Consider the following 26,292-nt stretch of genomic DNA (forward strand, 5'->3'; position numbering starts at 1 on the left):
ACTTAACACGACGCGGATCACCGGGAGGTTTCGTGAGTCAGCTCACGCAGGACGAGTTGTCCGCCCTGGTCCTGTCCAGGTCGTCGGGTTCCGCGTCGGGGTCGGGGACGGGCACGCCGGCCCGGGTGAAGTCCGCGCCGAGGGTCAGCGACATGCCCGCCGCCGTGCCGCCGTCCTGCGGCGACGGCCTGAGGGCCGAGCCCGGCAGGCCGAGCATCGCGGCGAGCGTGCGGGCCTGGTCGGCCTGGGCCGGGGTGTAGACCAGGGTGGTGCGCGGGGCCGGGGCCGGGGCGTTGCCGCCGTTGGCGGGGTCGCCGACACCCTCGGCGCCGCGCAGCCAGTCCACCGTGCCGCGGGCGGCGCCGAGGATGCCGCTGCCGTTGTAGACCCGCACCCGGACGTCGGAGGGCGCGGCCCTGGGGCCGATGAGGCGGGCGTCGACCTTGTGCCGCTTGCGGTGGCCGCTGAGCGAGACGTCGTCCTTGATCATCGTGTACAGCCGCTGCGCCCGCACCCGGTCCACCACGACGGTGGCATGGACCCGCTCGTTGGGATTGTCGACCACCGGCAGGGTGGTGAAGGTGATGTGCTTGGCGTCGACCTTGCTGAGGTCCTTGGCCAGGCTGGTCAGCCGCGAGACGCTGCCGATCGCGCTGTCCACGGTGAGCGCCCTGGTCGCGGTGTCCGCCAGGGTGAAGAGCTTCCTGGGGTTGGTCAGGGTGCCGCTGGACTTGATCTTGCGGATCATCGCGCCCAGGAAGTTCTGCTGGAGCCTGATCCGGTCGAGGTCGCTCTGGTTGCGCAGCGCGTGCCGGGTCCTGACGAACTCCAGCGCCTGCTCGCCCTCGATCCGGTGCGGGCCCGCCGACAGGTCGAGATGCGACTTGGGGTCCACCAGCGGCCGGGCCAGGCACACGTCCACGCCGCCGACCGCCGTCGACAGCTCCTTGACCGCGTCGAAGTCGACCATCATGAAGTGGTCCACCGGGATCCCGGTCAGTGCGGTGACGGCCCGCATCGTGCAGCCCGGGTCCCGCCCGCCCACGCCCAGGCTCTCGTTGAACTTCGGCGTGGTCAGACCGGCGGGAATCCCCGGGATCGTGGCCGTGGTGCCGTCCTTCTGCCTGGTCGGGCAGTCCGGGATGGCCGTGACGATGTCCCGCGGGATGCTCATCGCCGTGGCGTTGCTGCGGTCGGCCGACACGTGGAAGAGGATCGTGGTGTCGGCGTGGCCGACGTTGTCGGCGTCGCCGTACCTGCCCGCCAGGCCCTGTCGGCTGTCGGTGCCGATCACCAGCAGGTTCAGCGGGCCGTCGCCGATGACGTCCTTGCTGCCCGCGTCGCCGACGTCCACCGTGGTGAGGTTGCCGTTGAAGCGCTGGTAGAGCAGGTAGCCGCCGGCGCCGACCGCCACCAGGACCAGGACCATCGTGCCCGCGGTCCACAGCAGCGCCTTCCTGCGCCGGGTGATCCCCTTGTCCTGCTTGGCCCCCTGCCTGCGGCCCGGCCTGCCCTTGCGGCGCCCCGGTGGTCCTGCCGCGGCCGCCGTGCGGCGCCCTCGGGGGCTGGGCATGGCCGCCGGGGCGCCGGGGCGCCGCAGGGTCTGCCGGGGCAGTCCGCTCCTGCGCCCCGTGTCCCGTGCCCGCTCCTGCCGGGGCCGGTAGCGGCCGGTGGCCGGGTCGAGCACCCATTGGCCCGCCGGATCGATGTCGTCTCGGCCTTGCGTGTCCACGGTCGTTCGGGGCCTCCGTCTGGTAACCGCCGGATCGCTTACAGTAGTCGCCGGATGCGGCGACGGGGTGCGAACCTGATGGATCCGACCCTCGTACAAACGGACAAAGGTCGTGATTACCGCCGGAATCGGCGCGGATTTTCAGCAGCTTTTCACCATGCTTTGCCATGATGTCCCGCTCTGCGGCCGCCGGTCGGCGCCGTCGCGGCCCACCGTGCCCGCGCCGGAGCCGGTTTCAGCAGCGGACGGCGGAAGCGGACGTCAGCGGCACGCCCTTGGGCGGCGCGGTGGGCGGCCCCACCGGCGCACCTGGCGCGGTGAAGTCCGCTCCCAAAGTGAGCGTCATGTTCGCCCGGGGCGCCGCGTCCACGGTGCCGGGGATCAGCGCCGACGCGGGCAGGCCCATCATCGCGGCCAGCGAACGGGCCTGGTCCGCCTGGTTCGGCGCGTATCGCAGCGTGGTCTTCTGCACCTTGGTGTGGGCGTCGCCGCCGTTGGTGGTGCGGTCCGCGCCCTGGGAGTTCTGCAGCCAGGCCAGTACGTCCTGCGAGGCGCCGAAGACCCCGGTGCCGTTGTAGACCTCCACCCTGGTGTTGTGCGGTGTCGCCTTCGGACCGGTCAACTTCGGGTCGGGGGCGGGCGGGTGGTCGGGGGACAGCGACACGTCGTGCGCGATGAGGGCGTAGAGCTGCGACGCCTTGTCCTGGTCGACCACCGGCGGGGTGGCACCGCCGCGTACCGGCAGCGTGACGAAGGTGACGTGCTCCGGGTCCGCCGTGCCCATCGCGGCGGCCAGCGCGCCCAGCGCCCCCGTACTGCCCAGGGGGGTGTCGGTGGTGAGCGCGGCGGGAGCGGTACGCGCCAGCGCCGTCAGCGTCCCCGGGTCGGCCACGGTGCGGTCCACGCACAGGTCCGCCGCCGCGACCCCGGTCGAACGCGCCCTGGCCGCGGCGTAGTCGACCAGCACCACGTGGTCCACCGGCAGCCCGGTCAGCTGCTTGACCACCCGCAGCGCGCAACCGGGGCCGCGACCGGTCAGCGCGGCGGAGAAGGGCTGCTGTTTCGCCCCCTTGACCATGCCGCCGCCGACCGGGCAGTCCGGGATGTCGGTCACCAGCGCCGGCGGGATGACCAGCGCCGTCGCGTTGCCGCGGTCCGCCGCCAGATGCAGCAGCACCGCGGTGTCCGCCACCGCGGCGCCGGCCGAAGTACCGCTGAGCACCAGCACGTTCATCGCCCCGGCGGGGACGGGGTCCTTGCCGCCGGCGCTGCCGATGTCGACGGTACGGATGCCGGGGCCTTCGCCGTGCCGCAGCACCACGATCCCCGCCGTCACACCGGCGACCAGCACCGCACAGGTGGCCCCGACCGCCCACAGCAGAGCGGGCGGCGTGCGGGGTTTGGCCTTCCGGCGACGCGAACCCGAGGCAGCCGGGGCGGCCCTGCGCCCGCCGCGGCCCGACCGGCCGCCCGGCGTGCGTACCGCGGCCGCCCGCTGTGGTGCCGCCGCCACGGGCGCGGGCCGCGGCGGTTCCGGCTCCCGCGGCTCCGGCTCGGGCGGCGCGTCGAGGCGCAGCTCGTACATGCCGGTGGCCGGGTCGAGCACCCATTGGTCAGCCGGGTCGACGTACCCGGACTCCTCCGTGTCCACGGTCGATCGGGTCCTCCATCCACGGCCGGCCGAGGGCTCACTTTAGTTCATCCTGCCTTGCCGCAGATGTCGGCATCTGCGGTCGTACCGCGGTAAGTGGGCACCGGGGTGGCGGGAGTACCGCTGCCGGGGGTGGGCGTACCGGTCGCCGGGGTCCCCGACTTGCCGCTGTCCTTGTGCCCGTCCGGCGTCACCGTCACGGCGACGTCGTCACGCAGCGCGGCGAAGAGCTGGTCCGCCTCGGGCTGCACCAGCTGGTCGCGGTTGATGTCCTGCGTGTACTGCTCCCGCGGCACCGTCAGGAAGCGCAACTGGCCGCTGGGTATGCGCTGGAGGTCACGCGCCAGGCCGTACAGCTCGCTCAGCGAGTCCAGACCGGGGTCGGCGGTCAGCGAGGACGTCGCGGCCGACAGCACCGGGTAGACCTTCCCCGGGTTGAGCAGCACACCGTTGCTGCTGACCTTCGAGAACAGCGAGCCGAGGAAACCCTGCTGACGGTCCATCCGCTCGGTGTCGCTGCCGTCGCCGAAGCCGTGCCTGGCCCGCACGTAGCCGAGCGCCTGCTCGCCGTTCAGCGTCTGCCGCCCGGCGGGCAGGTCGAGGTGCGCCTTGCTGTCGTGCACCGGCTCCGACAGGCACACATCGACGCCGTGGATCGCGTCCACGATCTTCTTGAACCCCGAGAAGTCCACGATCAGGTGGTGGTCGATCCGGATCCCCGTCATGTCCTCGACGGTACGGATCGTGCAGGCGGCGCCGCCGAACTGGAAGGCCCAGTTGAACTGTTCGAACTTCGGTTCGGTCATGCCCCCCTTGGGTTTCGCGCAACTCGGCACATGCGCCATCAGGTCGCGCGGGATGCTCATCGCCGTCGCGGTGCGCCGGTCCGCGGCCAGGTGCAGCAGGATCGCCGTGTCCGAGCGCTGCGTGCCGCTGTCCTCGCCGTACTTGCCGTTGCCGTCGCCGCGGTTGTCCGATCCCAGCAGCAGGATGTTCTCCGCGGAGGTCGGCCCCTCGGTCGGCCGCTCCGAGGCGTGCACCTTCAACTCGGTCTCGGTCACCGTGTCCGTGGTGATGTTCCCGTCGAGGCGCTGATAGAGGTACCAGACGCCGCCGGCGACGGCCAGCACGAGCAGGGCGGTGGTCGCCGCCAGCACCTTGAGCCACCGGTAACTCCGTTGCGGCGGGGCCGGCACCACCAGAGGTTCCGCCGGGTCGTGCCCGGCCTGCTCGGCGACGTCCTCGGCCTGAGGCCCAGGCGGGTGCTCTGCGGTGTCCTCGGCAGGGGCTTCGGCGGCGGGCGCGGTGGCGTTGTCCGCCGGGTCGTGCTCGGGCTGCTCGGTGCTGTCGGCGGCGTGAGGTCCTGCGGTGTCCTCGGCAGCGGCTTCGGCGGCGGGCGCGGTGGCGTTGTCCGCCGGGTCCTGTTCCGCGGGCTCGGCGCCGGCCCCGGCCCCGGAGTCCGCCGGGTCGGGTTCGGCCTGCCCGGTGCCGTCCTCGGCCGGAGCGTCGGCCGCGCGCTCGTTCTCCGGCTCTGCCGGACCCTCGGCAGGGGCCTCACCCGAGGGCTCGGTGCCGTCCTTCGCCGCGGGGTCCGCCGGGCCCTGCTTCGCAGGCCCGGTGTGCTTCTCCGTCGGGGACCCGGCGCGGCCCTGGCCGGGACGCTCCGCACTGTCCCCCTCCGGCGGTTCCGTCGGGTCCTCCCCCGGAGGCTCTGCTGACGTGGTCACGTCTCCGCCCATCCCTCATCCGTCCGGCATCACCCCCGGGCTCGTGTGCCCGAACGCCACTCGTTCAGACAGTCGAATCCGCCGGTTGGTTGCCTCGGGTTCCCGGATGCTTGTACGAGCCCAACGGTTCTGCCCGCGCTGCCGGTGTGCTGCCCTCCGCTGCACGGGATGGGGCACGGGATGCGGCACGGGACGGGGCATGCAATGGGGCGCGGAATCGGGTCCGGGCGGAGGGTTCCCGGCTCGCGCGAGCAACCTCCCCTCGCTGTCGCATGGCGACGGCGACCGCACCGCCCCGGGGGCGCGGGGAACTGCGCGACAAGCCCCCACCGGGGCGCGGGCCGCCACCGTCCCGCAGGGGCCATTGCTGCCGCACCCGGACCACCGGCCGGTGACCGGGTGACCGTTGAACCGGTTGCTCACCCTTCCCCGAGGGGACGGGCCCGGGGGAGCTACACCCGCAGGGTGACCCGCTCGGTCGCCTCGCGCGCGGCGAGCTGTTCCGGGCTCAGTTCCGCGGAGTTCCGGCACAGGACCGCGGAGCCGCCGACCGCGAGCGGGGCGAGCAGCCCGGCGGCCAGGCCCGCCCAGTCGTCGAAGGGCAGCCGAGACAGCACCCGGCCTCCCGGCTTCAGCCCGTAGGCCTCGGCCGAGGCGAAGGCCCGCTGCACGACGGCCCCTGCGGTCGCGGTGCCCTCGCCCGGGAGTTCGAGCGCGGGCGAGCCGGCGCCGACGGGCGCGTACGGGGCGAAGCGGTCGCCCTGCCCTGGCACCTCGACGGCGTAGTCCATGAAGCCCACGGGCGCCTGCGGGAAGCGTCCGCCCAGCGGGCGCAGCGCCAGGGCCACCCGGTCACCGCCGCACGCGCGCGCCTGCTCCAGGGTGTCGGGGCCGCTGACGACGAGGTCGGCGCCTGCGGGATCGGCGCCGGGCGCGGCCACCACGCCGGTGGAGAAGCAGGCCAGCAGCCATACCGCCGTCTGCCAGTGCGCGGGCAGCAGCAGCGCCAGCCGGTCGCCCGGCTGCGCGCCCAGCTCGTCCTGGAGCAGGTTCGAGGTCTTCGCGACCCAGTTCGCGAAGGTGGCGACGGACAGCTCGACCCGCTCACCGGTGGCGTCGTCGTAGAAGGTGATCAGTGGCCGCCCCGGGTCCGCGCTCAGGGCGGAGGCGAGCAGTCCTGCGGGGGTGTCCTGGGCGGTTGGCGTCACGCCGGCCAGGCTACCGGCCGTGCCGCGGGGCTGCGGCGGCTACCCTCGGCAGGTGCCCTCACCACGACCGCGCCTCGACGGCGGAGTCCCCGCCCCGCGGCAGGAGCGTGGGCGGATCCGCACCTGGACCCCGGCAGGACCGCTCGACGTCCGCCGTACGCTCATGCCGCTGCGCCGCGGCCCTGGCGACCCGGCCTTCCGGGTCGACGCCGACGGCACGGTGTGGCGGGCCAGCCGTACGCTCGCGGGCGCCGGGACGCTGCGGCTGCGCGGCAGTGCGGCGGCGATCGAGGCCGAGGCGTGGGGGCCGGGAGCGGAGTGGCTGCTCGACGCGCTGCCCGCGCTGCTCGGCGGGGACGACGATCCTGCGGCGTTCACGCCCAGGCACCGGATCGTGCACGCGGCGCACCGGCGCAACCCGGGTCTTCGGCTGACGAAGACCGGGCTCGTCCTGGAAGCGCTGATCCCGTCGGTGCTGGAGCAGAAGGTGACCACCACGGAGGCGTACCGCGCGTGGCGGCTGCTGCTGCTCCAGCACGGCGAGCCGGCGCCGGGGCCCGCGGACCGTATGCGGGTGATGCCCGACGCGCGCGGATGGGCGCGGATCCCTTCGTGGGACTGGCACTGCGCCGGGGTCGACGACAAGCGCGCGTCCACGGTCATGCGGGCGGTACGCCTCGGCGGCAGGCTGGACACGCTGGTGTCGCTGCCCGCGCAGGAGGCCGGCGTCCGGCTCCAGAGCGTCACCGGCATCGGGCCGTGGACGGCGGCGGAGACGTTGCAGCGCAGCCATGGTGCGGCGGACGCGGTGACGGTCGGCGACCTGCACCTGCCGCACCACATCGGCTACGCGCTGACCGGTGCGCGGCGCTCCGACGACGCCACGATGCTGGAGCTGCTGGCGCCCTACGCGGGCCAGCGGCACCGGGCGGCCCGCCTGATCCTGCTGGGCGCCCCGTCGCCGCCCCGCCACAACCCGCGCCTCGCCCCGAACCCCCCGAACCGCCACTCCTGAGCCCCGCCGGCGATCCCTGGTCGATCCCGGGCAGGCGTGCGACGGCAGCCCCGGCGGTCGGCCGCCGTGCCGGGCCCGTCCGGCGTACGACCCGGTGCGAGGACGCCCCGGGTGGCCGCCGGTCCGCGGCGTCCGACGTCCCCCGCCGGTCCACCGCGCCGTACAGCCGTCGGCCCGCGGCGTCCTTTCGCCGGCGCGGGGGAATCGCGTGCCGCGCACGGCCATCGGCCGGGCCGATCCCCCCGCGTCACCCGGCCACCGGGCCGGGAGCGGCCGGGGCCGCCCCACGGCGGTCACCGCACGGCGACGAACGCCTCGGCGTCACGTGGCGGGCGGGCCGGGAACGGCCGGGGCCGCCCCACGGCGGTCACCGCACGGCGATGAACGCCTCGGCGTCACGTGGCGGGCGGGCCGCCGGCACCGTGGCCGGGCGGCCGATGGCCACCGCGCCCATCGGGTCCCAGCCCGCCGGGAGGTCGAGGACCGAGCGCACCACGTCGCGGCAGAACATCGTGGACGACACCCAGGCGGATCCGAGCTGCTCGCCGGCCAGGGCGACCAGGAAGTTCTGCACACCGGCACCGGTGGCGACCACGAACATCTCGCGCTCGGCCGCGGCCCGCCGTGCGTCGGGATAGGCGTGCGCCCCGTCGGCGACCAGGCAGGGCACCGCCAGGTACGGGGCCTTGCGCAGCACGTCGCCGCGCCGCAGCCGTTTGGCCACGCTCTCCTCGGAGAAGCCGTCGCGCCGCAGGTCGGCCGCCCAGGCGTCCCGCATGGCGTCGAGCAGCCGCTCGCGCACCTCGGGCGTCTCCAGCAGCACGAAACGCCACGGTGTGGTGTGGTGCGGCGCGGGCGCGGTCACCGCCAGTGCGACGGCCCGGCGTACGGCGGCGGGGTCCACCGCCTCGTCGGTGAAGTCGCGGACGGTGCGCCGCAGCGACACCGCCTCCCGCACCGCCTCGGAGGTGCCGAGTCGGAACATGTCGTCCGCGGCCCTGCGCACCAGCGGCCGGGCCCCGCGGTCGGCCGCCTCGCCGGTGTCCCGGGGGAGGACCACACCCGGCAGGCCGCGGACCACCGCGACCGGGCGGCCGGTCGCCTTGCCCTTGACCAGGTCACCGACGGCGGCCAGTTCGTCGGCGGTGGCGGTGACGGTCATGTGCAGCGGATTGCCGTGCGAGTCCTGACCGCCGCGCAGGTCGTCGAGCACGGCGACACCTGCGGCGCCGATCGCCACATCGGTGAGCCCTTCGCGCCAGGGGCGCCCGAAGGTGTCGGTGACGATGACGCCGACATTGACGTCGAGGTCGTCACGCAGCCCGGTCCTGATCCGGCGGGCGGAGCCGTCGGGGTCCTCGGGCAGCAGCAGGACGGTGCCCGGCGCGGTGTTGGAGGCGTCGACACCCGCCGCGGCCATGACGAAGCCGTGCCGGGTCTCGACGATCCGGGTGGGTCCGCGGCGCGCCACCAGCCGTACGGCCTCGGCGTCGATCGCGGCCTCCCGGTCGTCGGCGTGCACCAGGCGGCCCTCGGCCTTGCTGACGATCTTCGACGTGACCAGCAGGATGTCGCCGTCGGCCAGCTCGACCCCGGTGGCGGCGATGAGCTTGGCGATGTCCGCGCCCGGTTCGACCTCGCCGACACCCTCGGGGGCGAAGACCTCGAAGCGTGCCGTGCTCATGCCCGCACCTCTTCCGCGAGCGCCAGCGCCGCGCGCGCCATCGTGGTGGTGGCCTCCAGGTCGCTCATCAGCAGCGGGATCGCCCGGCAGCGGATGCCGGCCGCCTCCACCTCGTCGACGGAGCCGGCGTCGACGGTGTCCACCAGCCAGCCGTCGAGCAGCCCCGAGCCGTAGTGCGCGGCGACCGCGGCTGCGGTGGACTCCACGCCGACGGCGGCCAGCACCTTGTCGGCCATGCCGCGCACGGGTGCGTCGCCGATGATCGGCGACAGGCCGACGACCGGCACCCCGGCCTCGGCGATGGCCTCGCGCACTCCGGGCACCGCCAGGATCGTGCCGATGCTCACCACCGGGTTGGACGGCGGGAAGACGATGACGTCCGCCGCGCCGATCGCCTCGAGCACCCCGGGTGCGGGCTTGGCCGCCTCGGCACCGACGGGCACCACGGCGTGCGCGGGGACCGAGGCGCGCAGCCGCACCCAGTACTCCTGGAAGTGCACCGCCTTGCGCTCGCCGTCGGTCTCGACCAGTACGTGGGTCTCGATGCGGTCGTCCGACATCGGGATGAGCCGGACGCCGGGCTTCCAGCGGGCGCACAGCGCCTCGGTCACGGCGCTGAGCGGATAGCCGGCGGCGAGCATCTGGGTCCGCACGATGTGGGTGGCGAAGTCCCGGTCGCCGAGGCCGAACCACTCGGGTCCCACCCCGTAGGCGGCGAGCTCCTCCTTGACGGTGAAGGTCTCCTCGGCCCGTCCCCAGCCCTGCTCCTCGTGGATGCCGCCGCCCAGGGTGTACATCACGGTGTCGAGGTCGGGGCAGACCTTCAAGCCGAACAGATGGATGTCGTCTCCGGTGTTGCCGATGACGGTGATCTCCGCCTCCGGCGCCGCTGCCAGCAGTCCGCGCAGAAAGCGCGCCCCGCCGATTCCTCCGGCCAGAACCACGATTCGCATGGGCCCCAGTCTGTCAGCACCCGGCAGCGGCCCGAACGGCTACGTCCCCGCCTGCGCAGGGGCGGGGACCGTTGCGGCCGCGGGGGAGGTGCAGGCGTGCTGCGTCATCTCGGTGAGGCCGGGGAAGTAGACGTGCAGGCTGACCGCGGGCTCCAGGCTGTCGTTGACGACCTCGTGCACGTAGCCGGGCGCGAAGGCGCGCTGGCCGCCGCGGGCCAGCGTGCGGACGCTCTCGCCCTGCCGGCCGAGCGCGCGCTCGCGCAGCGCGCCGCGCAGCACGGTCAGCACGCCGGAGGAGGCGCCGTGGTCGTGCAGGCCGCTGCCCTGGCCCGGGAGCCAGCTGAGCAGCCAGACCTCGTAGCCGGGGCCGGTCCGCAGACGGGAGTACCAGCGGGTGGTGGCGTCGTAGCGGACCAGTGGCGCCCATTGCCGGTGGTCGGCGGCGATGGTGCGGGCGAGTCCCGCGAACTCCGCCACGGTGCCGGGGTGTTGCGGCACCGGGGGGAGGAGGTGGGGGAGGGCGAGCGGGTCACCGGCGATGGAGACGTCGGAGTACATGAAGGTGTGTCCCTGGGGGTGTGCGCGAGTGGCGGGCGGTGCCGGGACCGGAATCCGGTCCTGCGGCAGGAGCTCAGCGACAGCGGCAGGGACAACAGCAGTTCTGCGCGAGCACGACGCAGCAGGACTCGCGGTGGCGAGTCCGGAGGGGCGTGTGACGCTCGGCAGGCATGCACACAAGAAGACCGGTCCGGGCGACCCTCTGTCAACCGGGCGACCGGTATGTCGCTTTTCTTTCATCAGATCAGGCACCGTGAGTTGCTGAAAGGTTTGTGCGTGAACGCAGGGGATAGATGCAGCGACATCCGTGCACCACAGCATTCCGCTTACCGGACACGCCGAGCTGGGGAGTCGGTGCGCCGCGCCGTCGGGCGTCGCGCATCTGTCCGACTCTTCCCGCGAGCGTGTGCTTCTGTGATCGAAATGTGATCCACGACGCTTCACCCGGACGGGCGGAACGCGGCGCATCGCCGCAGCGTCTGACGAGGTGTGAGTCGTGGGCCGGCCGGACCACGGTTGACGGATCCAGTCTTTTCGCCTGATAACAACACTTTCCGTCACTCCTTGGTTCAGCGGAGTGAATAACGGACCCAATAGCAGATCCCGGCTTGACTGGTCCGGATCGGCGCACTTGTAATTTCACTCGTGTCGTTCAGCCGCTCACGGTGACGGCCCACATCACGGGGAAGCACGACAGACGAGGGGCGCGCATGACCGAGCAGTTCCAGTTGCTGCTGGCCGAAGAGGCCGACGAGGAACTCGGCTGGCAGGAGCGTGCGCTGTGTGCGCAGACCGACCCCGAGTCGTTCTTCCCCGAAAAGGGCGGTTCCACACGCGAGGCGAAGAAGGTCTGCCTTGCCTGTGAAGTCCGCTCCGACTGCCTCGAATACGCCCTCGCCAACGACGAACGCTTCGGCATCTGGGGCGGCCTGTCGGAAAGGGAGCGCCGCCGGCTGAAGAAGGGCGTCGTCTGACCCGCGCCCCCTGCCGCACGAGCCCCGTGCCCGCCCCTGAACAGCGGCAGGCAGGCCACCGGCCGCGCCCCGCACGCCCGCCCCGCAGCCCGCGGGACGCGTCCCCCGACGCGGCCCGCGGGCTGCTGTTGTTCTCACACTGTGCTCACGTCAGGGCAGTGGCGTCCGCGTAAGCCGTTAGTGTGGGGGGCCGTCCGAGATGCAACCCCGCCAGAGCGGGCGCCAGCGTCCACCGCAGTCCAGCGAACCGGGGCCAGAACCTCGATGTCCGTGAACACCCCAGCACCGGCCGCCCACCCGGCCGGCACCCCTGAGTTCCCGCGCCATGTCGTCACCGCCGTGCTGGTAGCGCACGACGGCGCGCGCTGGCTGCCCAAGTCGCTCGCAGGCCTGCTCGCCCAGGACCGCCCGGTCCAGGACGTGATCGCCGCCGACACCGGCAGCGCAGACGACTCCGCCCGGCTGCTCGCCGAATCACTCGGCGACCAGCGCGTCCTGCACCTGGCCAGGCGTACCAGCTTCGGCGCCGCCGTCGAGGAGGCCGCGCGCACCGCCGCCCCGCTCACCGCGGAGCAGCTGCCGTACCTCGCCCGCCGCAGCGGCTGGGATCCCGTCAACCGCAGCTGGAACGACGACGCCTACGAAGAGCCCGACCGGCCGCACGGCGAACCCGTCCAGTGGCTGTGGCTGCTGCACGACGACTGCGAACCCGACCCGGGTGCGCTGGCCGGTCTGCTGCGGGTCGCCGACACCTCGCCGTCCGCCGCGATCATCGGCCCCAAGCTGCGCAGCTGGTTCGACCGCAGGCAGCTGCTCGAAGTCGGCGTCAGCATCGCCCGCAGCGGCCGCCGCTGGACCGCGCTGGAACGCCGCGAGCAGGACCAGGGCCAGCACGACCAGGTGCGCCCTGTTCTCTCGGTGTCGTCCGCAGGCATGCTGGTCCGCCGCGACGTGTGGGAGGAACTCGGCGGCTTCGACCGCCGGCTGCCCCTCATGCGCGACGACGTCGACTTCTGCTGGCGCGCCCAGGCCGCCGGCCACACCGTCCTCGTCGCACCCGACGCCGTGCTCTGGCACGCCGAGGCCGCCTCCCGCGAGCGCCGCCCGGTGGACTGCGCGGGCCGCTCCGCCGTCAACCCGCACCGGGTCGACAAGGCCGGCGCCGTCTACACGCTGCTCGCCAACACCCGCGGCCCGCTGCTGCCGTACGTGGCGCTGCGCATAGTCCTCGGCACCCTGCTGCGCACCCTCGCCTACCTCGTCGGCAAGGTGCCGGGACAGGCCGTCGACGAGATCGTCGGCCTGCTCGGCGTGCTGCTCCGCCCCGGCCGGCTGCTCAGCGCCCGCCACCGGCGCGGCAAGGGCGTCGTACCCCCTTCGGAGCTGCGCCCGCTCTTCCCGCCGCCCGGCGCGACCGTACGCGCCACCGTCGACCAGGTCGTCAGCAACATCGCCGGCCGCGCCGACGCCGCCTCGGCCGCAGCCGGCCGCCACGGCGGCGCCGTCGAGTCGGGACCCGGCGAGGACGACGGCGGCGAGTTCCTGGAGATCGAGCAGTTCGCCAGGCTCAAGCGGATCGCCCGCAAACCCGGCCCCGTGCTCTTTGCGGTGCTGCTGGTCGTCTCGCTCGCCGCCTGCCGCTCGCTGCTCGGCGGCGGTGCGCTGGCCGGCGGCGCCCTGCTGCCCGCCGACCCCGGTGCCTCCGACCTGTGGCACAGCTACGCCGGCTCCTGGCACGCACTCGGCACCGGCGGCACCCAGTCAGCGCCGCCCTACCTCGCCGTGCTCGGCCTGTTCTCCACCGTGCTGTTCGGCTCCACCGGACTCACCCTGACGCTGCTGCTCGTCGCCTCGGTGCCGCTGGCCGGATTCACCGCCTACTTCGCGTCCCGGCCGCTGGTCGACTCCCGGCTGCTGCGCGCCTGGGCGTCCGTCGCCTACGCCTTCCTGCCCGCCGCGACCGGCGCGCTGGCCACCGGCAGGCTCGGCACCGCGGTACTCGCCATCCTGCTGCCGCTGATGGCGCGCGCCGCCGTCGCCAGTGCAGGACTCCAGCTCGGCGACGCCGCGCTCGACCGCGGCGCCCGCCCCGGCTGGCGCGCCACCTGGGCGCTGGCCCTGATGCTCACCTTCACCACCGCCTTCACCCCGATCACCTGGCCCATCACGCTGGTCCTCGCAGCGGCGACCATCGCCTGGCGGATGCTCACCGGCCGTGGCGCCCTGCTCGTACCGCACCTGCTGCGCTTCGCCGCGCTGATCGTCACCCCGGTCGTCCTGCTCGCCCCCTGGTCGCTGACGCTGCTGTCGCACCCGGGACGGCTGCTCCACGAGGTGGGCCTGCCGTACGGCACCAAGGGCGCGTCCGGTGTCGACCTGCTGCTGCTCAGCCCCGGCGGCCCCAAGGCCACCGGCGGAGTGCTGCTGGTCGGCCTGGTGCTCGCCGCGCTCGCCGCGCTGCTGCGCGACACCCGCCGCACGGCGACCACCGCCGCGTGGGTCGTCGCCGCGACCGGACTGCTCTTCGCCGTCATCGAGAACGGCAAGGCGTGGGCGGGACCGGCCACGCTCGTCTACGGCCTCGCACTCCTGGCGGCCGCCGCGGTCGGCGCGGAAGGCGCCAACGAGCGGATCGCCGCCAGCGGATTCGGCTGGCGGCAGCCCGTCGCCGGCCTGATCGCGCTGGCCGCCGCCGCCGCGCCGCTGCTCGCCGCCTTCACCTGGGTCGCGCACGGGGCCGACGGCCCCCTCGACCGCCGCGACCCGCAGCAGGTCCCGGCCTTCGTGGCCGAGGAGAGCACCAGCGGCGACCAGGCCCGCACCCTGGTGCTCAGCGGCACCGAAGGCCATGTCGCCTACGCCCTGGTCAGGGGCGCGGGCGTCCGCATCGGCGACGCGGAACTGGCCGCGCAGGCCCCGCACGACACCACCCTTGACGACCTCGTCGCCAACCTGGTGGCAGGCTCGGGCGCCGACCAGGGCAGCCGGCTCGCCGGATACGCCGTCCGCTACGTCCTCGCGCAGAAGGGCACGCCCCGCGCCCTCGGCCGCGTCCTGGACAGCACCCCCGGCGTGTCCCGCGTCAGCCAGGCCGACGGCAGCGAGCTGTGGCGGGTCGACACGACCGTCTCCCGGATGACGATCACCGCCAAGGGCGCCCAGCCTGTCGCCGTCCCCTCGGGCCGCGTCGAGGCGCACACCAAGGTCGCCGCCGGCCCGCAGGGCCGGGTGCTGCGGCTGGCGGACTCCACCTCCAGCGGCTGGCAGGCCACCCTCGACGGCAACCGGCTCACGCCGACCACCGTCGACGGATGGGCGCAGGGCTTCCAGCTGCCCGCCACCGGCGGGCGCCTCGACGTCACCTTCAAGGAACCCGTCACCCACATCGGGTGGCTCGGCTTCCAGGCCTTCCTGCTGCTCGTCACGATCGTCCTGGCGCTGCCCGGCCGCCGCAGGGAGGTCGACGACGACCTCCCGGAGGCCGAGGGAGCCGTGGCCGCCGACATCCCCGCCCAGGCGGGCGGCGAGGGCCGCAGGGCCCGCCGCCTCCAGGCCGCGGCGGAGGCCGGGGCCGCCGCGAACGGCGCCGAGGACGGCACCGAGCCGGACGCGCAGCCCGGCGGCCAGGGACCGCAGCCGCAGCACGACCCGTACGAGCCGGCGGGAGCCCCGTACGACCCCGCCGACGGCGGCTACGACCAGGCCGAGGGCGGCTACGACCAGCAGGAGGGCGGCTACGACCCGTACGCCGTCCCCGCCCCCGACGGCGCCCAGGGCGCGGAGCCGTACTACGCGCCCTACCCCGACCAGCAGTGGGAGCAGCAGCCCTACCCCGCGGAGCAGGGCGGCGGCTACGAGCAGCAGCAGGGCAACGGCGGCTACGGCGACCAGTACGGCTACGTCCCGCAGCAGCCCGGCTACGACCCCTACGCGCAGCAGGGCGGCCAGGCACCGCACGACGCGACCGTGACCGGCTACGGCGACCAGGCCCCCTACCCGGGGCAGCCGCCCTATCCCGACCAGGGCGGCTACCCCGACCCCGGGGCGTACCCCGACGGCGGGACGTACTACGCAGAAGGCGACCACCGCCGCGACGGGAGCGACCACCAGTGAACCGCAGCACCCTCTCCCTGGGCGGCGCCGTCGTCGTGCTCGCCGTCCTGACCGGTGCCGCCTCCCTGAACGGCGGCAGCGACTCGGCCGCCGCCCCCAAGGGCGCGGTGACCAGGCTCCCCGTGCAGCGCAGCACCGTGGTGTGCCCGGCGCCCTCGCCGTCGGAATTCGCCAACACCACCTACACGTCCTTCACCCCCTTGTCGGCGGGCGACGGCACCGACGGCACGGGCAGCGCGCAGCTGGTCCCCGCCGCCGACAAGGCCAAGCCGCTCGCGCCGCTCAAGCAGCCCGGCAAGGCCGTCACCTACGCCACGGACAAGCCAGAGGCGCCCGCCCTCGTCGGCACCGCCGACGGGCCGCTGGCACCCGGCTGGACGGTCGGGCAGACCACCGTGGTGGACTCGGGTCCGGGCCGCGGCCTGCTCGGCACCTCCTGCGTCACCCCGGACAGCGAATTCTGGTTCCCCGGCGCCAGCACCGCGACCGGCCGCCAGGACTACCTGCACCTGGTGGACCCCGACGAGGCGCCGGCGGTCGTGGACATCGAGCTGTACGGCAAGGACGGCGTGCTCAAGGCGTCGACGGGCGACGGCATCACGGTCCCCGGCAAGGGGTCCAAGCCGGTGCTGCTGTCCACGCTGGTCGCCGACAAGGTCGCCGACCTGACCGTGCACGTCGTGGTGCGCAGCGGCCGGGTCGGCGCCGCCGTGCAGGCCACCGACGCCAAGACCGGCACGGACTGGCTGCCGCCCGCAGCGGATCCGGCGACCTCGCTCGTCATGCCCGGCATCCCGGCCGACGCCACCTCGGTGCACCTGGTGGCCTACGCGACCGGCTCCGACGACGCCGACCTGACGCTCAAGCTCGCCACCTCGACCGGTCTCATCGCCCCGGCCGGCCACGAGTCGCTGCACGTCAAGGCGGGGATGACGGCCACCGCCGACCTCGGCGACATCACCAAGGGCGAGCCCGGCTCGCTGGTCATCGGATCGAGCACCGTGCATCCTGCCGTACCGGTCGTGGCGGGACTGCGCATCACCCGCGGCAAGGGCGCCAAGCAGGAGATGGCCTTCCTGCCCGCCACCCCGGCGATCGACACCAGGGCCACCGTCGCGGACAACCGCGACAAGGCCTCGACGCTGGCCCTGATGGCCGTCGGCAAGGAGACCAGGGTCAAGGTCACCTCGTCGCCCGGCCCGTCCGGCGGCTCCCCGGTGAGCAGGACCGTCATCGTCAAGGCGGGCTCGACCCTCTCCCTCCAGCCGCAGTCGCCCGCCCCGGGCAAGGGCGGCTACGCGGTGACGGTGGAACGCCTCTCCGGCGGCACCCTCTACGCCTCGCGGACGCTCGCGCTGCCGCTGGGCGGCATCCCGATGTTCACCATCCAGCCGCTGCCCGACGACCGGGGCATGGTCGAGGTGCCGCAGGCCGCCTCCGACCTCGCCATCCTCGACAAGTAGCGGCGGCGGACGGCGCCCCCCGGCCGGGGCGGGCGCCGTCGGGGCGCGGCCCTGGGGGCCTCAGTCCTCGCCGTACTTCGGGTCGACGTTCTCGGGAGACAGCCCCAGGAGCTCCGCGACCTGCTCGACCACCACCTCATGGACCAGCAGCGCCCGCTCGTCGCGGCTCTTGGCGCGGATCTCGACCGGCCGCCGGTAGACCACGATCCGGCTCGGCCGGCCCTTGTCCGCGCCCACCAGCCGCCCCAGCGGCACCGCGTCGCCGTCGGCCGCGGAATCCTGCGGCCAGGGCACCTCCTGCACCGCGAACTCCACGTCGGCCAGCTGCGGCCAGCGCCGCTCGAGGCGGTCCGCCGCGTCCCTGACCAGGTCGTCGAAGGCATCGGCGCGGCTGACCGCGAGCGGTACCTGCGGTGGCGCGATGGGGCCGCGCATGCCACGGCCGTGCCGGTCACGGTGCCGCGGACGCGGGTCGGAGGGAGGTGGCGCCGAACTGTCCATCAGCGTGAGCCTAGCCCCAGCCCCCCGCCGTGTCGCGATCCGAGTCGACGCCGCCCCCTTATCGTCATACGGCGCCGGGAATCAGACCGCATCAGGCCACAGAAGCGGCGCATTCGCGCCACCCGGCGATCGAACCCGTCACGTGCCGCCGTCATGACCGCCCGCCGCCGCTTTGGTACGTACCTCCGGCCTCGCCGATATCGCCGCAGGTCCGCGCCGTGGCGGCGGCGCGGGGCCCGGAAGCGGCGGCGCGACGACACGACCGGGTGAGCCTGGGGAGAGTCGTCGCGGCCCGCTCAAGAGTGCGGTACCGTCCAACCTCGTGAGCCCTGTACGTCGCTGTTCGCGCACCGCTTGCGGCCGCCCCGCCGTAGCGACGCTGACGTACGTCTACGCGGACTCCACGGCCGTCCTCGGCCCCCTCGCCACCTACGCGGAACCGCACTGCTACGACCTGTGCTCCGAGCACTCGGAGCGGCTGACCGCGCCCCGCGGCTGGGAGGTCGTCAGGCTCGCCGTCGACACCGGCCCCGTGCGGCCGAGCGGCGACGACCTGGAGGCGCTGGCCAACGCGGTACGCGAGGCCGCCCGCCCGCAGGAGCGCACCCGGCCCGGAGCCCGCGACATCGACCCGCTCGAAGTCGCCAGGCGCGGCCACCTGCGGGTACTCCGCTCGCCCGAGTAGGACACCCCGCCCCTCCCCTCCCGGCCCCCTCCGCCCCGTGCGGAACCGGCCCCTGCCCGCCGGGGTAGGTTGTGGCCACCGCGGCACACCGCCGCGCCGTACCGTCCGAATTCCGGGACCCCGCAGAGCACGGGACCCCGTACCGCAGAGGTGTGCAGTGGCCGATTTGTCGCAGCTGGTCAAGGCCTACGACGTGCGCGGAGTCGTACCCGACCAGTGGGACATCCCGCTCGCCGAGATCTTCGGCGCGGCCTTCGTCACCGTCACCGGCGCCGACGCGGTCGTCATCGGGCACGACATGCGCCCTTCCTCCCCCGCCCTGTCCGACGCCTTCGCGCGCGGCGCCGCCTCCCGCGGAGCCGACGTCACCCGCATCGGGCTGTGCTCCACCGACGAGCTGTACTTCGCCAGCGGGCGGCTCGGCCTGCCGGGCGCCATGTTCACCGCCAGTCACAACCCGGCCGAGTACAACGGCATCAAGATGTGCCGTGCCGGCGCCGCACCCGTCGGCCAGGACACCGGCCTCGCCGACATCCGCGCGCTCGCCGAGAAATGGCTCGAGACCGGTGTGCCCGCCGGCGCGGAGGTCCTCGGCGCCATCACCGACCGCGACGTGCTCGGCGACTACGCCGATTGCCTGCGCTCGCTCGTCGACCTGTCGGGCATGCGGCCGCTGAAGGTCGTGGTCGACGCGGGCAACGGCATGGGCGGCCACACCGTGCCGACCGTGCTGGCCGGCCTGCCGGTCGACCTGGTGCCGATGTACTTCGAACTCGACGGCACCTTCCCCAACCACGAGGCCAACCCGCTCGACCCGAAGAACCTGGTCGACCTCCAGGCCCGCGTCATCGAGACCGGCGCCGACCTCGGCCTGGCCTTCGACGGCGACGCCGACCGCTGCTTCGCCGTCGACGAGCGCGGCGAAGGGGTGTCCCCCTCCGCGGTCACCGCCCTGGTCGCCGCCCGCGAACTGGCCGCCCACCCCGGCGCCACGATCATCCACAACCTGATCACCTCCCGCTGCGTGCCCGAGGTCGTCAGGGAGCACGGCGGCGTCCCGGTACGCACCCGGGTCGGCCACTCCTTCATCAAGCAGGAGATGGCCGCCTCCGGCGCGGTCTTCGGCGGCGAGCACTCCGCGCACTACTACTTCCGCGACTTCTGGAACGCCGACACCGGCATGCTCGCCGCGCTGCACCTGCTCGCCGCCCTCGGCGGGCAGGACGCCCCGCTGTCGGAACTCGTCGCCGGCTACGACCGCTACGCCTCCTCCGGCGAGATCAACAGCACCGTCACCGACCAGGCAGGCCGCACCGCCGCCGTCCGCGCGGCCTTCGCCGCAGAGGAGGGCGTCGCCTTCGACGAACTCGACGGGCTCACCGTCAGCTCCGCGGACTGGTGGTTCAACCTGCGGGCCTCCAACACCGAACCGCTGCTGCGGCTCAACGTCGAGGCAGCGGACGCCGCCGCCGTCGCCCGCATCCGGGACCGGGTGCTCGCACTCGTCCGCGACTGACCGCCGCGACCACGGGATGCCCGGCCAGGGCATGTGCCAGGTCCATGCCCCCGGCCTCGCGCCCCGGCCCGTGCCCCGGCGCGGGGCGCGGAGATAGGCTGGCGGGCACAGGCCGGGGCCACCCGCCCGGCCGGCACCCGCCCGCCGCACACCGCCCGGAGGACACCGCACATGCCGCTCGTCGAAGCCAGCCTTCTGGAGATCCTCGCCTGCCCGGCCTGCCACGCCGCACTCCGCGAGGACGTGGACGCCGCCGAGCTCGTCTGCACCTCCGACAGCTGCGGCCTGGCCTACCCGGTCAGGGACGACATCCCCGTGCTCCTGGTGGACGAGGCCCGCCGCCCCGGCTGACCCGCCGCCGGCGCACCCGGAACCCCGCACCCGGACTCCGTCCGGCCGCGTCACGACATCTCGACCCGGAGGTCGCATTGTTCGACGAGTCGCTGCTGGAGGACCCAGAAGGGCTTGCCCGCGCCGACACCCGCGGCCTGCTCCGCGCGGTCGCCGCGTCCGGCGCCCGGGTACGCACCGCCCTGCGGCTCGCCGAGGAGGCGGGCGTGTCAGCCCTGCAACCCGACGGCAGGCCCCGCACCGTCCTGGTGGCCGGCAGCGGGCCCGACGCCGCCGCGGTGGCCGACCTGCTCACCGCGCTCGGCTCCGGCAGCTGCCCCGTCGAAGCGCTCACCTCGACCGGCCCCACCCCGCAGGAAGCCCGCTGGACACTGCCCGGCTGGGCGGGATCCCTCGACCTCCTGCTGCTGATCTCCCCGCTCGGCACCGAGCAGGGCCTCATCGACCTGGTCGAACAGGCCTACCGCCGCGGCTGCACCGCCGCCGCCGTCTCCCCGCCCAAGGCGCCGCTGGCCGAGTCGGTCGCACAGGTCCGCGGCCTCGCCCTGCCCTTCACCGGCGCGGAAGGCAACTGGCGGCCCGACACCGCGTCCGACCCGGCCGCCGACACCGGCGCCTTCTGGGCACTGCTCACCCCCCTGCTCGCCCTCACCGACCGGCTCGGCCTGATCAGCGCCCCGGCCGGCGAACTCCAGGAACTCGCCGACACCCTGGACGAGGTCGCCGCCCGCTGCGGCCCCGCCATCGCCACCTACACCAACCCCGCCAAGACCCTCGCCGCCGAACTCGACGACGCCCTCCCGCTGCTGTGGAGCCAGGGCCGGATCGCGGCCGCCGCCGCCCGCCGCTTCGTCACCGTCCTCGCCACCAGGGCCGGCCGCCCGGCACTGAGCGCGGAACTGCCCACCGCCCTCACCGTCCACGGCCCGCTCCAGGCAGGCGCGCACGCCCTCAGCGCGGACCCCGATGACTTCTTCCGCGACCGCGTCGAGGAGTCCGACGGGCTGCGGCTGCGCATAGTGCTGCTCCAGGAAGCCCCCGACCAGCCGGGCTCCGCGGCGCCCGCCGCCCGCGAGCAGGCCTACGCGCACGACACCCCGCTCAGCGAGATCGCCGCCCCCGGCGGCAGCGACCTGCACATCGCGGCCGCACTCCTCGCCCTCACCGACTTCGCCGCCGCCTACCTGGCCGTCGCTTCGACCGAGAGAACCTGACCGGCATGAACCGCCTCCTGAACACCGTCCGCCCGTACGCCTGGGGCTCCACCACCGCCATCCCCGGACTGCTGGGCACCGCGCCCACCGGCGAACCCCAGGCCGAACTGTGGATGGGCGCCCACCCCGGCGCACCCTCCCGCGTCGACCGCGGCCAAGGACCCGTCCCGCTCGACACCCTCATCGACGCCGACCCCACCGCGGAACTCGGCGACGCCACCGTCAAGCGCTTCGGGCCCCGGCTCCCCTTCCTGCTCAAAGTGCTCGCCTCCGGCGCCCCGCTGTCCGTGCAGGTCCACCCCGACCTCGCCCAGGCCAAGGCGGGATACGCCGACGAGGAAGCCCGCGGCGTCCCGCTCGACGCCCCGGACCGCAACTACAAGGACGCCAACCACAAGCCCGAGATGCTGGTGGCACTGTCCCCCTTCGACGGGCTGTGCGGATTCCGCCGGCCCGCGGAGGCGGCCGAACTCATCGACGCCCTCGGCGTCGGGGCACTCGCCCCCTACGCCGACATCCTGCGCGCCCACCCCGAGGACCGTGCGCTGCGCGAAGTCCTCGCCGCCGTCCTCGGCGCGGAACCCGAGGCGATGGCCGAGACCGTCCACGCCGCCACCGAGGCCGCCGACCGGCTGGCAGCCACCCCCGGCACCCCGCACGCCGCCGCCTACGCCGCCTACGCCAAGGCCGCCCGCAGCTTCCCCGGCGACCGCGGCGTCATCGCCGCCATGCTGCTCAACCACGTACGGCTCCAGCCCGGCGAAGCCCTCTACCTGGGCGCCGGCGTCCCGCACGCCTACCTCGACGGCCTCGGCGTCGAGATCATGGCCAACTCCGACAACGTGCTGCGCTGCGGCCTCACCCCCAAGCACATCGACGTGCCAGAACTCCTGCGCATCGTCCGGTTCGAAGCCGACGACCCCGGAGTGCTCCGCCCCGAGGCCGCACCCGACGGCGAGGAGCTCTACGCGGCCCCCATCGACGAATTCCGGCTCTCCCGGTACGTCCTCGCCCCCGGTTCCGACCCGCGCACCCTCGACGGCGGCACCCCGCAGATCCTGCTCTGCACCGCGGGACAGGCCCGGCTGCGCGCCCAGGACGGCTCCGAGCTGACCCTCGACCGCGGCGAATCCTGCTGGATCCCGGCCGCTGAACGCACCGAACTCACCGGCGAGGGCACCGTCTTCCGTGCCACCGTGGCGGCCTGACGCACCGACCGCGACACGGGCTGCAAGAATGTCCGTCCGCAACGCCCGTCACGGCGAGGCAGCCGCCAGGGCCGACGGAAGGGACACCCAGCACACATGAGCGCCTCAGGCGGAACCCGAGCGATCGTCGCGGCACTGAGCGCCAACCTCGCCATCGCCGCGGCGAAGTTCGTGGCGTTCGCGTTCAGCGGCTCCTCCTCGATGCTCGCGGAAGGCGTGCACTCCCTCGCCGACTCCGGCAACCAGGGACTCCTCCTCATCGGCGGCAAGAAGGCCAAGCGGGCCGCCAACGAGGAGCACCCCTTCGGCTACGGCAGGGAGCGCTATGTCTATGCCTTCCTCGTCTCGATCGTGCTCTTCTCGGTCGGCGGCATGTTCGCCCTCTACGAGGGCTACGAGAAGATCCGGCACCCGCACGCCATCGACCACTGGTACTGGCCGGTCGGCGTCCTGATCTTCGCCATCGTCGCCGAGGGCTTCTCCTTCCGCACCGCGATCAAGGAGTCCAACCACACCCGCGGCACCCTGTCCTGGACCGAGTTCATCCGCCGAGCCAAGGCGCCGGAACTCCCGGTCGTCCTGCTGGAGGACTTCGGCGCCCTGATCGGCCTCGTCCTGGCGCTGCTCGGCGTCGGTATCGCACTGGCCACCGACAGCGGGGTCTGGGACGGCATCGGCACCCTGTGCATCGGCACCCTCCTCATCTGCATCGCCCTGGTCCTCGCCGCCGAGACGAAGTCCCTGCTGCTGGGCGAGGGCGCCGGCGCGGACTCCCTCGCCCGGATCCGCGCCGCCGTGGTCGACGGGGACACCGTCACCGGCATCATCCACATGCGCACCCTCCACCTCGGCCCTGAAGAACTCCTGGTCGCCGCCAAGATCGCGGTCAGGCACGACGACACCGCCACCGAGGTCGCCCGCGCCATCGACGCCGCCGAGGAGCGCATCCGCGCCGCCGAACCCTTCGCCCGGGTCATCTACCTCGAACCCGACATCTACAGCGAGGCGGCGGCCGCGGCGGGCCCCGACCCCGACCAGACGCCCGGCGGCCGCTGACCGGAGGGACTGCGGCCGCTCGGCGGACCGGTGTAGATTCGTACCCAGCCAGACGTCGCTGCTGATGGCGGTCGGGCGGTCACCCAAGGGTGGCCGACCGAGGGAGAGAGGGCCTCCGACGGTTTGCGCTGCCGCAAGGGGACAGGTGCGCCCGCACACAGCCGCACCCGCTGCCGCCCTGTGGCCGCGCCCGATCCCCGTCCACCTCGATCGCACCGAGGAGCAGCCCGCATGACCACTACCGCCACCGACTTCAAGGTCGCGGACCTCTCCCTTGCCGCCTTCGGCCGCAAGGAGATCACCCTCGCCGAGCACGAGATGCCCGGCCTGATGTCGCTGCGTACCGAATACGCGCAGACCCAGCCGCTGGCCGGGGCCCGTATCACCGGCTCGCTGCACATGACCGTCCAGACCGCCGTCCTCATCGAGACTCTGGTCGCCCTCGGCGCCGAGGTCCGCTGGGCGTCCTGCAACATCTTCTCCACCCAGGACCACGCGGCGGCCGCCATCGCCGTCGGCCCCGACGGCACCCCCGATGACCCCAAGGGCGTCCCGGTCTTCGCCTGGAAGGGCGAAAGCCTCGAAGAGTACTGGTGGTGCACGGAACAGGCCCTCACCTGGCCCGACAGCGCCACCGGCGGCCCGAACATGATCCTGGACGACGGCGGCGACGCCACGATGCTCGTCCACAAGGGCGTCGAGTTCGAGAAGGCCGGCGCGGTGCCCGCCACCGCCGCGGAGGACAGCGAGGAGTACGGCGTCTTCCTGGAGCTGCTGCGCCGCACCGTTGCTGCGAGCCCGCAGAAGTGGACCCAGGTCGCCTCCGAGATCCGCGGGGTCACCGAGGAGACCACCACCGGCGTCCACCGCCTCTACGAGATGCAGCAGGAAGGCACGCTGCTCTTCCCGGCGATCAACGTCAACGACGCGGTGACCAAGTCGAAGTTCGACAACAAATACGGCTGCCGGCACTCCCTCATCGACGGCATCAACCGCGCCACCGATGTCCTCATCGGCGGCAAGGTCGCCGTCGTCTGCGGCTACGGCGACGTCGGCAAGGGCTGCGCCGAGTCCCTGCGCGGCCAGGGCGCCCGCGTGATCATCACCGAGATCGACCCGATCTGCGCGCTCCAGGCGGCGATGGACGGCTACCAGGTCGCCACCCTGGACGACGTGGTGGAGACGGCGGACATCTTCGTCACCACCACCGGCAACCGCGACATCATCATGGCGTCCGACATGGCCAGGATGAAGCACCAGGCGATCGTCGGGAACATCGGCCACTTCGACAACGAGATCGACATGGCCGGCCTCGCGAAGATCCCCGGCATCGTCAAGGACGAGGTCAAGCCCCAAGTCCACACCTGGACCTTCACCGACGGCAAGGTGCTGATCGTGCTGTCCGAGGGCCGGCTGCTCAACCTCGGCAACGCCACCGGTCACCCCTCCTTCGTCATGTCCAACTCCTTCACGGACCAGACGCTGGCGCAGGTCGAGCTCTTCACCAAGCCCGAGGAATACCCGATCGGCGTCTACGTGCTGCCCAAGCACCTCGACGAGAAGGTCGCCCGCCTCCACCTCGATGCGCTCGGCGTCAGGCTCACCACGCTGCGCCCCGAGCAGGCCTCGTACATCGGAGTCAAGGTCGAAGGCCCCTACAAGTCCGACCACTACCGCTACTGAGCCCCGGCTCCCCGCTGACCGGCCCGCAGGGGCCGGACCGAACCGCGCAGGCCCCCGTCTCCCCGTCGAGGCGGGGGCCTCGCCAGATCCTGAGAACCCACCATGCCCCGCGGCCGATACTCGCTCCACGACACCCATGACCACACCCCCCTGGGAGAAGAACACTTCCACTGCGCCACCGGCCCCTCCGGCTGGCGCTACACGGCCAGGACCACCGCGCCCGGTGGTGACCACGCCGGCTCCGTGGACCTGACCATCGATGAACGGGGCCGCCCCATCCGCCTCGAACTCCACGCCGGCGCCTGGCAGGTGCGGGGAGCGGCCCTCGAAGGCGTCACCTGGGTCCGCACCGACCCCACCGGCGAACTGGCCCAGGAGGGCAACGCCCCCGCACACGCCTTCACCGGGGCTTCGCCCGCCTTCCTCGTCGCCACAGCGAGACTCCTCCGCCTCGAACCCGGCGGCCCCGCCACCCGCGTACGCCTCGTCTCATTCCGGCCCCCCGTGCTCGCGCCCCTCACCGTGGACCAGTCGTGGTCCCTGGTCTCCAGGACAGCACATCCGGCCGACAGCGGTTTTCTGCCTGTGGATAACTTCGTGGTGAGCGACCTGGCCACCGGAGACCAGCACGAGGTCCATCTGGCCGGGGACGTGGTCCTCGCCGCCCCGGGCATCGAGCTCGAGGAGCTCGACACCCCTCCCTCGACCTTCCCCTGATTTGACCCCTGCGGGGCTGGGAGGTAGATTTGAACGGTTGTCGCGAACCGGACATCCGGACGTGATCGACGTGGTTCCTTACTACTTCGCCAGACGAAGACACCTCAGCCGAGCCGGGAGAAATCTCGTGCGGGGCATTCGTGTCCCCGAACGGCGGGTGGTAATTCCGACCGAATAGCTTCTGCTAGAGTCGGGAACACAACGAAGGGAAAGCCCGGAGGGGCCGGTGAAACGGTCTCGAAGGAAGCTTCCGTTCCTTGAGAACTCAACAGCGTGCCAAAAG

At 73.4% G+C, this 26,292-nt stretch carries 20 protein-coding genes; 12 read left to right on the forward strand and 8 right to left on the reverse strand.

Annotated features, from left to right (window positions below):
* Nucleotides 1-37 precede the first annotated feature (37 nt).
* The 4 genes from ACGFMP_RS22485 to ACGFMP_RS22500 all read right to left on the reverse strand — a co-directional run bounded on the left by ACGFMP_RS22485 (nucleotide 38) and on the right by ACGFMP_RS22500 (nucleotide 6,318).
* Nucleotides 38-1,732 (reverse strand): LCP family protein, encoded by a 1,695-nt coding sequence (locus ACGFMP_RS22485; protein WP_393674591.1) that lies wholly within the window; start codon nucleotides 1,730-1,732, stop codon nucleotides 38-40.
* 235 nt (nucleotides 1,733-1,967) lie between these two features.
* Nucleotides 1,968-3,383, reverse strand: a complete 1,416-nt coding sequence (locus ACGFMP_RS22490) for an LCP family protein (RefSeq protein WP_393674592.1) — start codon at nucleotides 3,381-3,383, stop codon at nucleotides 1,968-1,970.
* A 47-nt stretch (nucleotides 3,384-3,430) separates the two neighbouring features.
* Nucleotides 3,431-5,110: an LCP family protein gene (locus ACGFMP_RS22495; protein WP_393674594.1), complete on the reverse strand. Its 1,680-nt coding sequence runs from the start codon at nucleotides 5,108-5,110 to the stop codon at nucleotides 3,431-3,433.
* A gap of 452 nt (nucleotides 5,111-5,562) precedes the next feature.
* The gene (locus ACGFMP_RS22500) at nucleotides 5,563-6,318 is read right to left on the reverse strand and encodes a TIGR03089 family protein (protein WP_393674596.1); all 756 of its coding nucleotides are present in this window, start codon (nucleotides 6,316-6,318) and stop codon (nucleotides 5,563-5,565) included.
* A 163-nt stretch (nucleotides 6,319-6,481) separates the two neighbouring features.
* Between ACGFMP_RS22500 and ACGFMP_RS22505 the strand changes: the two genes are divergently transcribed.
* Nucleotides 6,482-7,333 carry a DNA-3-methyladenine glycosylase family protein gene (locus ACGFMP_RS22505; RefSeq protein ID WP_393674659.1) on the forward strand — a complete coding sequence of 284 codons (852 nt, stop codon included), beginning with the start codon at nucleotides 6,482-6,484 and terminating at the stop codon, nucleotides 7,331-7,333.
* 367 nt (nucleotides 7,334-7,700) lie between these two features.
* Here the strand turns inward: ACGFMP_RS22505 and ACGFMP_RS22510 are convergent, their stop codons facing one another.
* Genes ACGFMP_RS22510 through ACGFMP_RS22520 form a run of 3 tightly spaced genes read right to left on the reverse strand, consistent with a single transcriptional unit; the run spans nucleotide 7,701 to nucleotide 10,528 of the window.
* The gene (locus ACGFMP_RS22510; protein WP_393674597.1) at nucleotides 7,701-9,017 is read right to left on the reverse strand and encodes a coenzyme F420-0:L-glutamate ligase; all 1,317 of its coding nucleotides are present in this window, start codon (nucleotides 9,015-9,017) and stop codon (nucleotides 7,701-7,703) included.
* The gene (gene cofD, locus ACGFMP_RS22515) at nucleotides 9,014-9,970 is read right to left on the reverse strand and encodes a 2-phospho-L-lactate transferase (RefSeq protein WP_393674599.1); all 957 of its coding nucleotides are present in this window, start codon (nucleotides 9,968-9,970) and stop codon (nucleotides 9,014-9,016) included. The genes ACGFMP_RS22510 and cofD overlap by 4 nt, the downstream gene beginning before the upstream one ends.
* A gap of 39 nt (nucleotides 9,971-10,009) precedes the next feature.
* The gene (locus ACGFMP_RS22520; RefSeq protein ID WP_393674601.1) at nucleotides 10,010-10,528 is read right to left on the reverse strand and encodes a cysteine dioxygenase; all 519 of its coding nucleotides are present in this window, start codon (nucleotides 10,526-10,528) and stop codon (nucleotides 10,010-10,012) included.
* Nucleotides 10,529-11,238: 710 nt separating this feature from the next.
* On the opposite strand from ACGFMP_RS22520, the gene ACGFMP_RS22525 reads away from it, so the two are divergent.
* The 3 genes from ACGFMP_RS22525 (at nucleotide 11,239) to ACGFMP_RS22535 (ending at nucleotide 17,078) form a co-directional block, all read left to right on the forward strand.
* Nucleotides 11,239-11,502: a WhiB family transcriptional regulator gene (locus ACGFMP_RS22525; RefSeq protein ID WP_031519519.1), complete on the forward strand. Its 264-nt coding sequence runs from the start codon at nucleotides 11,239-11,241 to the stop codon at nucleotides 11,500-11,502.
* Nucleotides 11,503-11,766: 264 nt separating this feature from the next.
* Complete coding sequence (locus tag ACGFMP_RS22530; protein WP_393674602.1) at nucleotides 11,767-15,615, forward strand: glycosyltransferase; 3,849 nt, start codon at nucleotides 11,767-11,769, stop codon at nucleotides 15,613-15,615.
* The gene (locus ACGFMP_RS22535; RefSeq protein ID WP_393674604.1) at nucleotides 15,612-17,078 is read left to right on the forward strand and encodes a DUF5719 family protein; all 1,467 of its coding nucleotides are present in this window, start codon (nucleotides 15,612-15,614) and stop codon (nucleotides 17,076-17,078) included. The genes ACGFMP_RS22530 and ACGFMP_RS22535 overlap by 4 nt, the downstream gene beginning before the upstream one ends.
* Before the next feature lie 60 nt (nucleotides 17,079-17,138).
* On the opposite strand, the gene ACGFMP_RS22540 is transcribed toward ACGFMP_RS22535, so the two are convergent.
* Nucleotides 17,139-17,579 (reverse strand): metallopeptidase family protein, encoded by a 441-nt coding sequence (locus ACGFMP_RS22540; protein WP_393674605.1) that lies wholly within the window; start codon nucleotides 17,577-17,579, stop codon nucleotides 17,139-17,141.
* A gap of 322 nt (nucleotides 17,580-17,901) precedes the next feature.
* Here ACGFMP_RS22540 and ACGFMP_RS22545 point away from each other — a divergent pair, with 322 nt between their 5' ends.
* The 8 genes from ACGFMP_RS22545 to ACGFMP_RS22580 all read left to right on the forward strand — a co-directional run bounded on the left by ACGFMP_RS22545 (nucleotide 17,902) and on the right by ACGFMP_RS22580 (nucleotide 26,009).
* Nucleotides 17,902-18,264 (forward strand): DUF3499 domain-containing protein, encoded by a 363-nt coding sequence (locus tag ACGFMP_RS22545; RefSeq protein ID WP_031519528.1) that lies wholly within the window; start codon nucleotides 17,902-17,904, stop codon nucleotides 18,262-18,264.
* Nucleotides 18,265-18,421: 157 nt separating this feature from the next.
* Nucleotides 18,422-19,780 (forward strand): phosphomannomutase/phosphoglucomutase, encoded by a 1,359-nt coding sequence (locus ACGFMP_RS22550; protein WP_393674606.1) that lies wholly within the window; start codon nucleotides 18,422-18,424, stop codon nucleotides 19,778-19,780.
* A gap of 171 nt (nucleotides 19,781-19,951) precedes the next feature.
* Nucleotides 19,952-20,131, forward strand: coding sequence for a Trm112 family protein (locus ACGFMP_RS22555; RefSeq protein WP_393674609.1), 180 nt, complete (start codon nucleotides 19,952-19,954; stop codon nucleotides 20,129-20,131).
* Between the two features lie 77 nt (nucleotides 20,132-20,208).
* The gene (locus ACGFMP_RS22560) at nucleotides 20,209-21,345 is read left to right on the forward strand and encodes an SIS domain-containing protein (RefSeq protein ID WP_393674611.1); all 1,137 of its coding nucleotides are present in this window, start codon (nucleotides 20,209-20,211) and stop codon (nucleotides 21,343-21,345) included.
* Nucleotides 21,346-21,350: 5 nt separating this feature from the next.
* Nucleotides 21,351-22,553, forward strand: coding sequence for a mannose-6-phosphate isomerase, class I (manA, locus tag ACGFMP_RS22565; protein WP_393674613.1), 1,203 nt, complete (start codon nucleotides 21,351-21,353; stop codon nucleotides 22,551-22,553).
* Nucleotides 22,554-22,649: 96 nt separating this feature from the next.
* On the forward strand, nucleotides 22,650-23,609 hold the full coding sequence (locus tag ACGFMP_RS22570) for a cation diffusion facilitator family transporter (protein ID WP_393674615.1): 960 nt from the start codon (nucleotides 22,650-22,652) through the stop codon (nucleotides 23,607-23,609).
* Between the two features lie 231 nt (nucleotides 23,610-23,840).
* A complete protein-coding gene (gene ahcY / locus ACGFMP_RS22575; protein ID WP_393674617.1) occupies nucleotides 23,841-25,292 on the forward strand; it encodes an adenosylhomocysteinase in 1,452 nt (483 codons plus the stop codon).
* A 102-nt stretch (nucleotides 25,293-25,394) separates the two neighbouring features.
* Nucleotides 25,395-26,009, forward strand: coding sequence for a hypothetical protein (locus tag ACGFMP_RS22580; RefSeq protein ID WP_393674619.1), 615 nt, complete (start codon nucleotides 25,395-25,397; stop codon nucleotides 26,007-26,009).
* The last annotated feature ends 283 nt before the right edge of the window (nucleotides 26,010-26,292 follow it).

Origin of the sequence: Streptomyces sp. NPDC049040 (assembly GCF_043197715.1) — a bacterium.
Lineage (GTDB): Bacteria > Actinomycetota > Actinomycetes > Streptomycetales > Streptomycetaceae > Actinacidiphila.

What these genes read in the sequence shown, in the direction of transcription:
- ACGFMP_RS22505 (WP_393674659.1), top strand. Translation starts at nt 6,482, where the DNA reads ATGCCGCTGCGCCGCGGCCCTGGCGACCCGGCCTTCCGGGTCGACGCC.
- ACGFMP_RS22510 (WP_393674597.1), bottom strand. Translation starts at nt 9,017, where the DNA reads ATGAGCACGGCACGCTTCGAGGTCTTCGCCCCCGAGGGTGTCGGCGAG.
- cofD (WP_393674599.1), bottom strand. Translation starts at nt 9,970, where the DNA reads ATGCGAATCGTGGTTCTGGCCGGAGGAATCGGCGGGGCGCGCTTTCTG.
- ACGFMP_RS22520 (WP_393674601.1), bottom strand. Translation starts at nt 10,528, where the DNA reads ATGTACTCCGACGTCTCCATCGCCGGTGACCCGCTCGCCCTCCCCCAC.
- ACGFMP_RS22525 (WP_031519519.1), top strand. Translation starts at nt 11,239, where the DNA reads ATGACCGAGCAGTTCCAGTTGCTGCTGGCCGAAGAGGCCGACGAGGAA.
- ACGFMP_RS22530 (WP_393674602.1), top strand. Translation starts at nt 11,767, where the DNA reads ATGTCCGTGAACACCCCAGCACCGGCCGCCCACCCGGCCGGCACCCCT.
- ACGFMP_RS22540 (WP_393674605.1), bottom strand. Translation starts at nt 17,579, where the DNA reads ATGGACAGTTCGGCGCCACCTCCCTCCGACCCGCGTCCGCGGCACCGT.
- ACGFMP_RS22555 (WP_393674609.1), top strand. Translation starts at nt 19,952, where the DNA reads ATGCCGCTCGTCGAAGCCAGCCTTCTGGAGATCCTCGCCTGCCCGGCC.
- manA (WP_393674613.1), top strand. Translation starts at nt 21,351, where the DNA reads ATGAACCGCCTCCTGAACACCGTCCGCCCGTACGCCTGGGGCTCCACC.
- ACGFMP_RS22570 (WP_393674615.1), top strand. Translation starts at nt 22,650, where the DNA reads ATGAGCGCCTCAGGCGGAACCCGAGCGATCGTCGCGGCACTGAGCGCC.
- ahcY (WP_393674617.1), top strand. Translation starts at nt 23,841, where the DNA reads ATGACCACTACCGCCACCGACTTCAAGGTCGCGGACCTCTCCCTTGCC.
- ACGFMP_RS22580 (WP_393674619.1), top strand. Translation starts at nt 25,395, where the DNA reads ATGCCCCGCGGCCGATACTCGCTCCACGACACCCATGACCACACCCCC.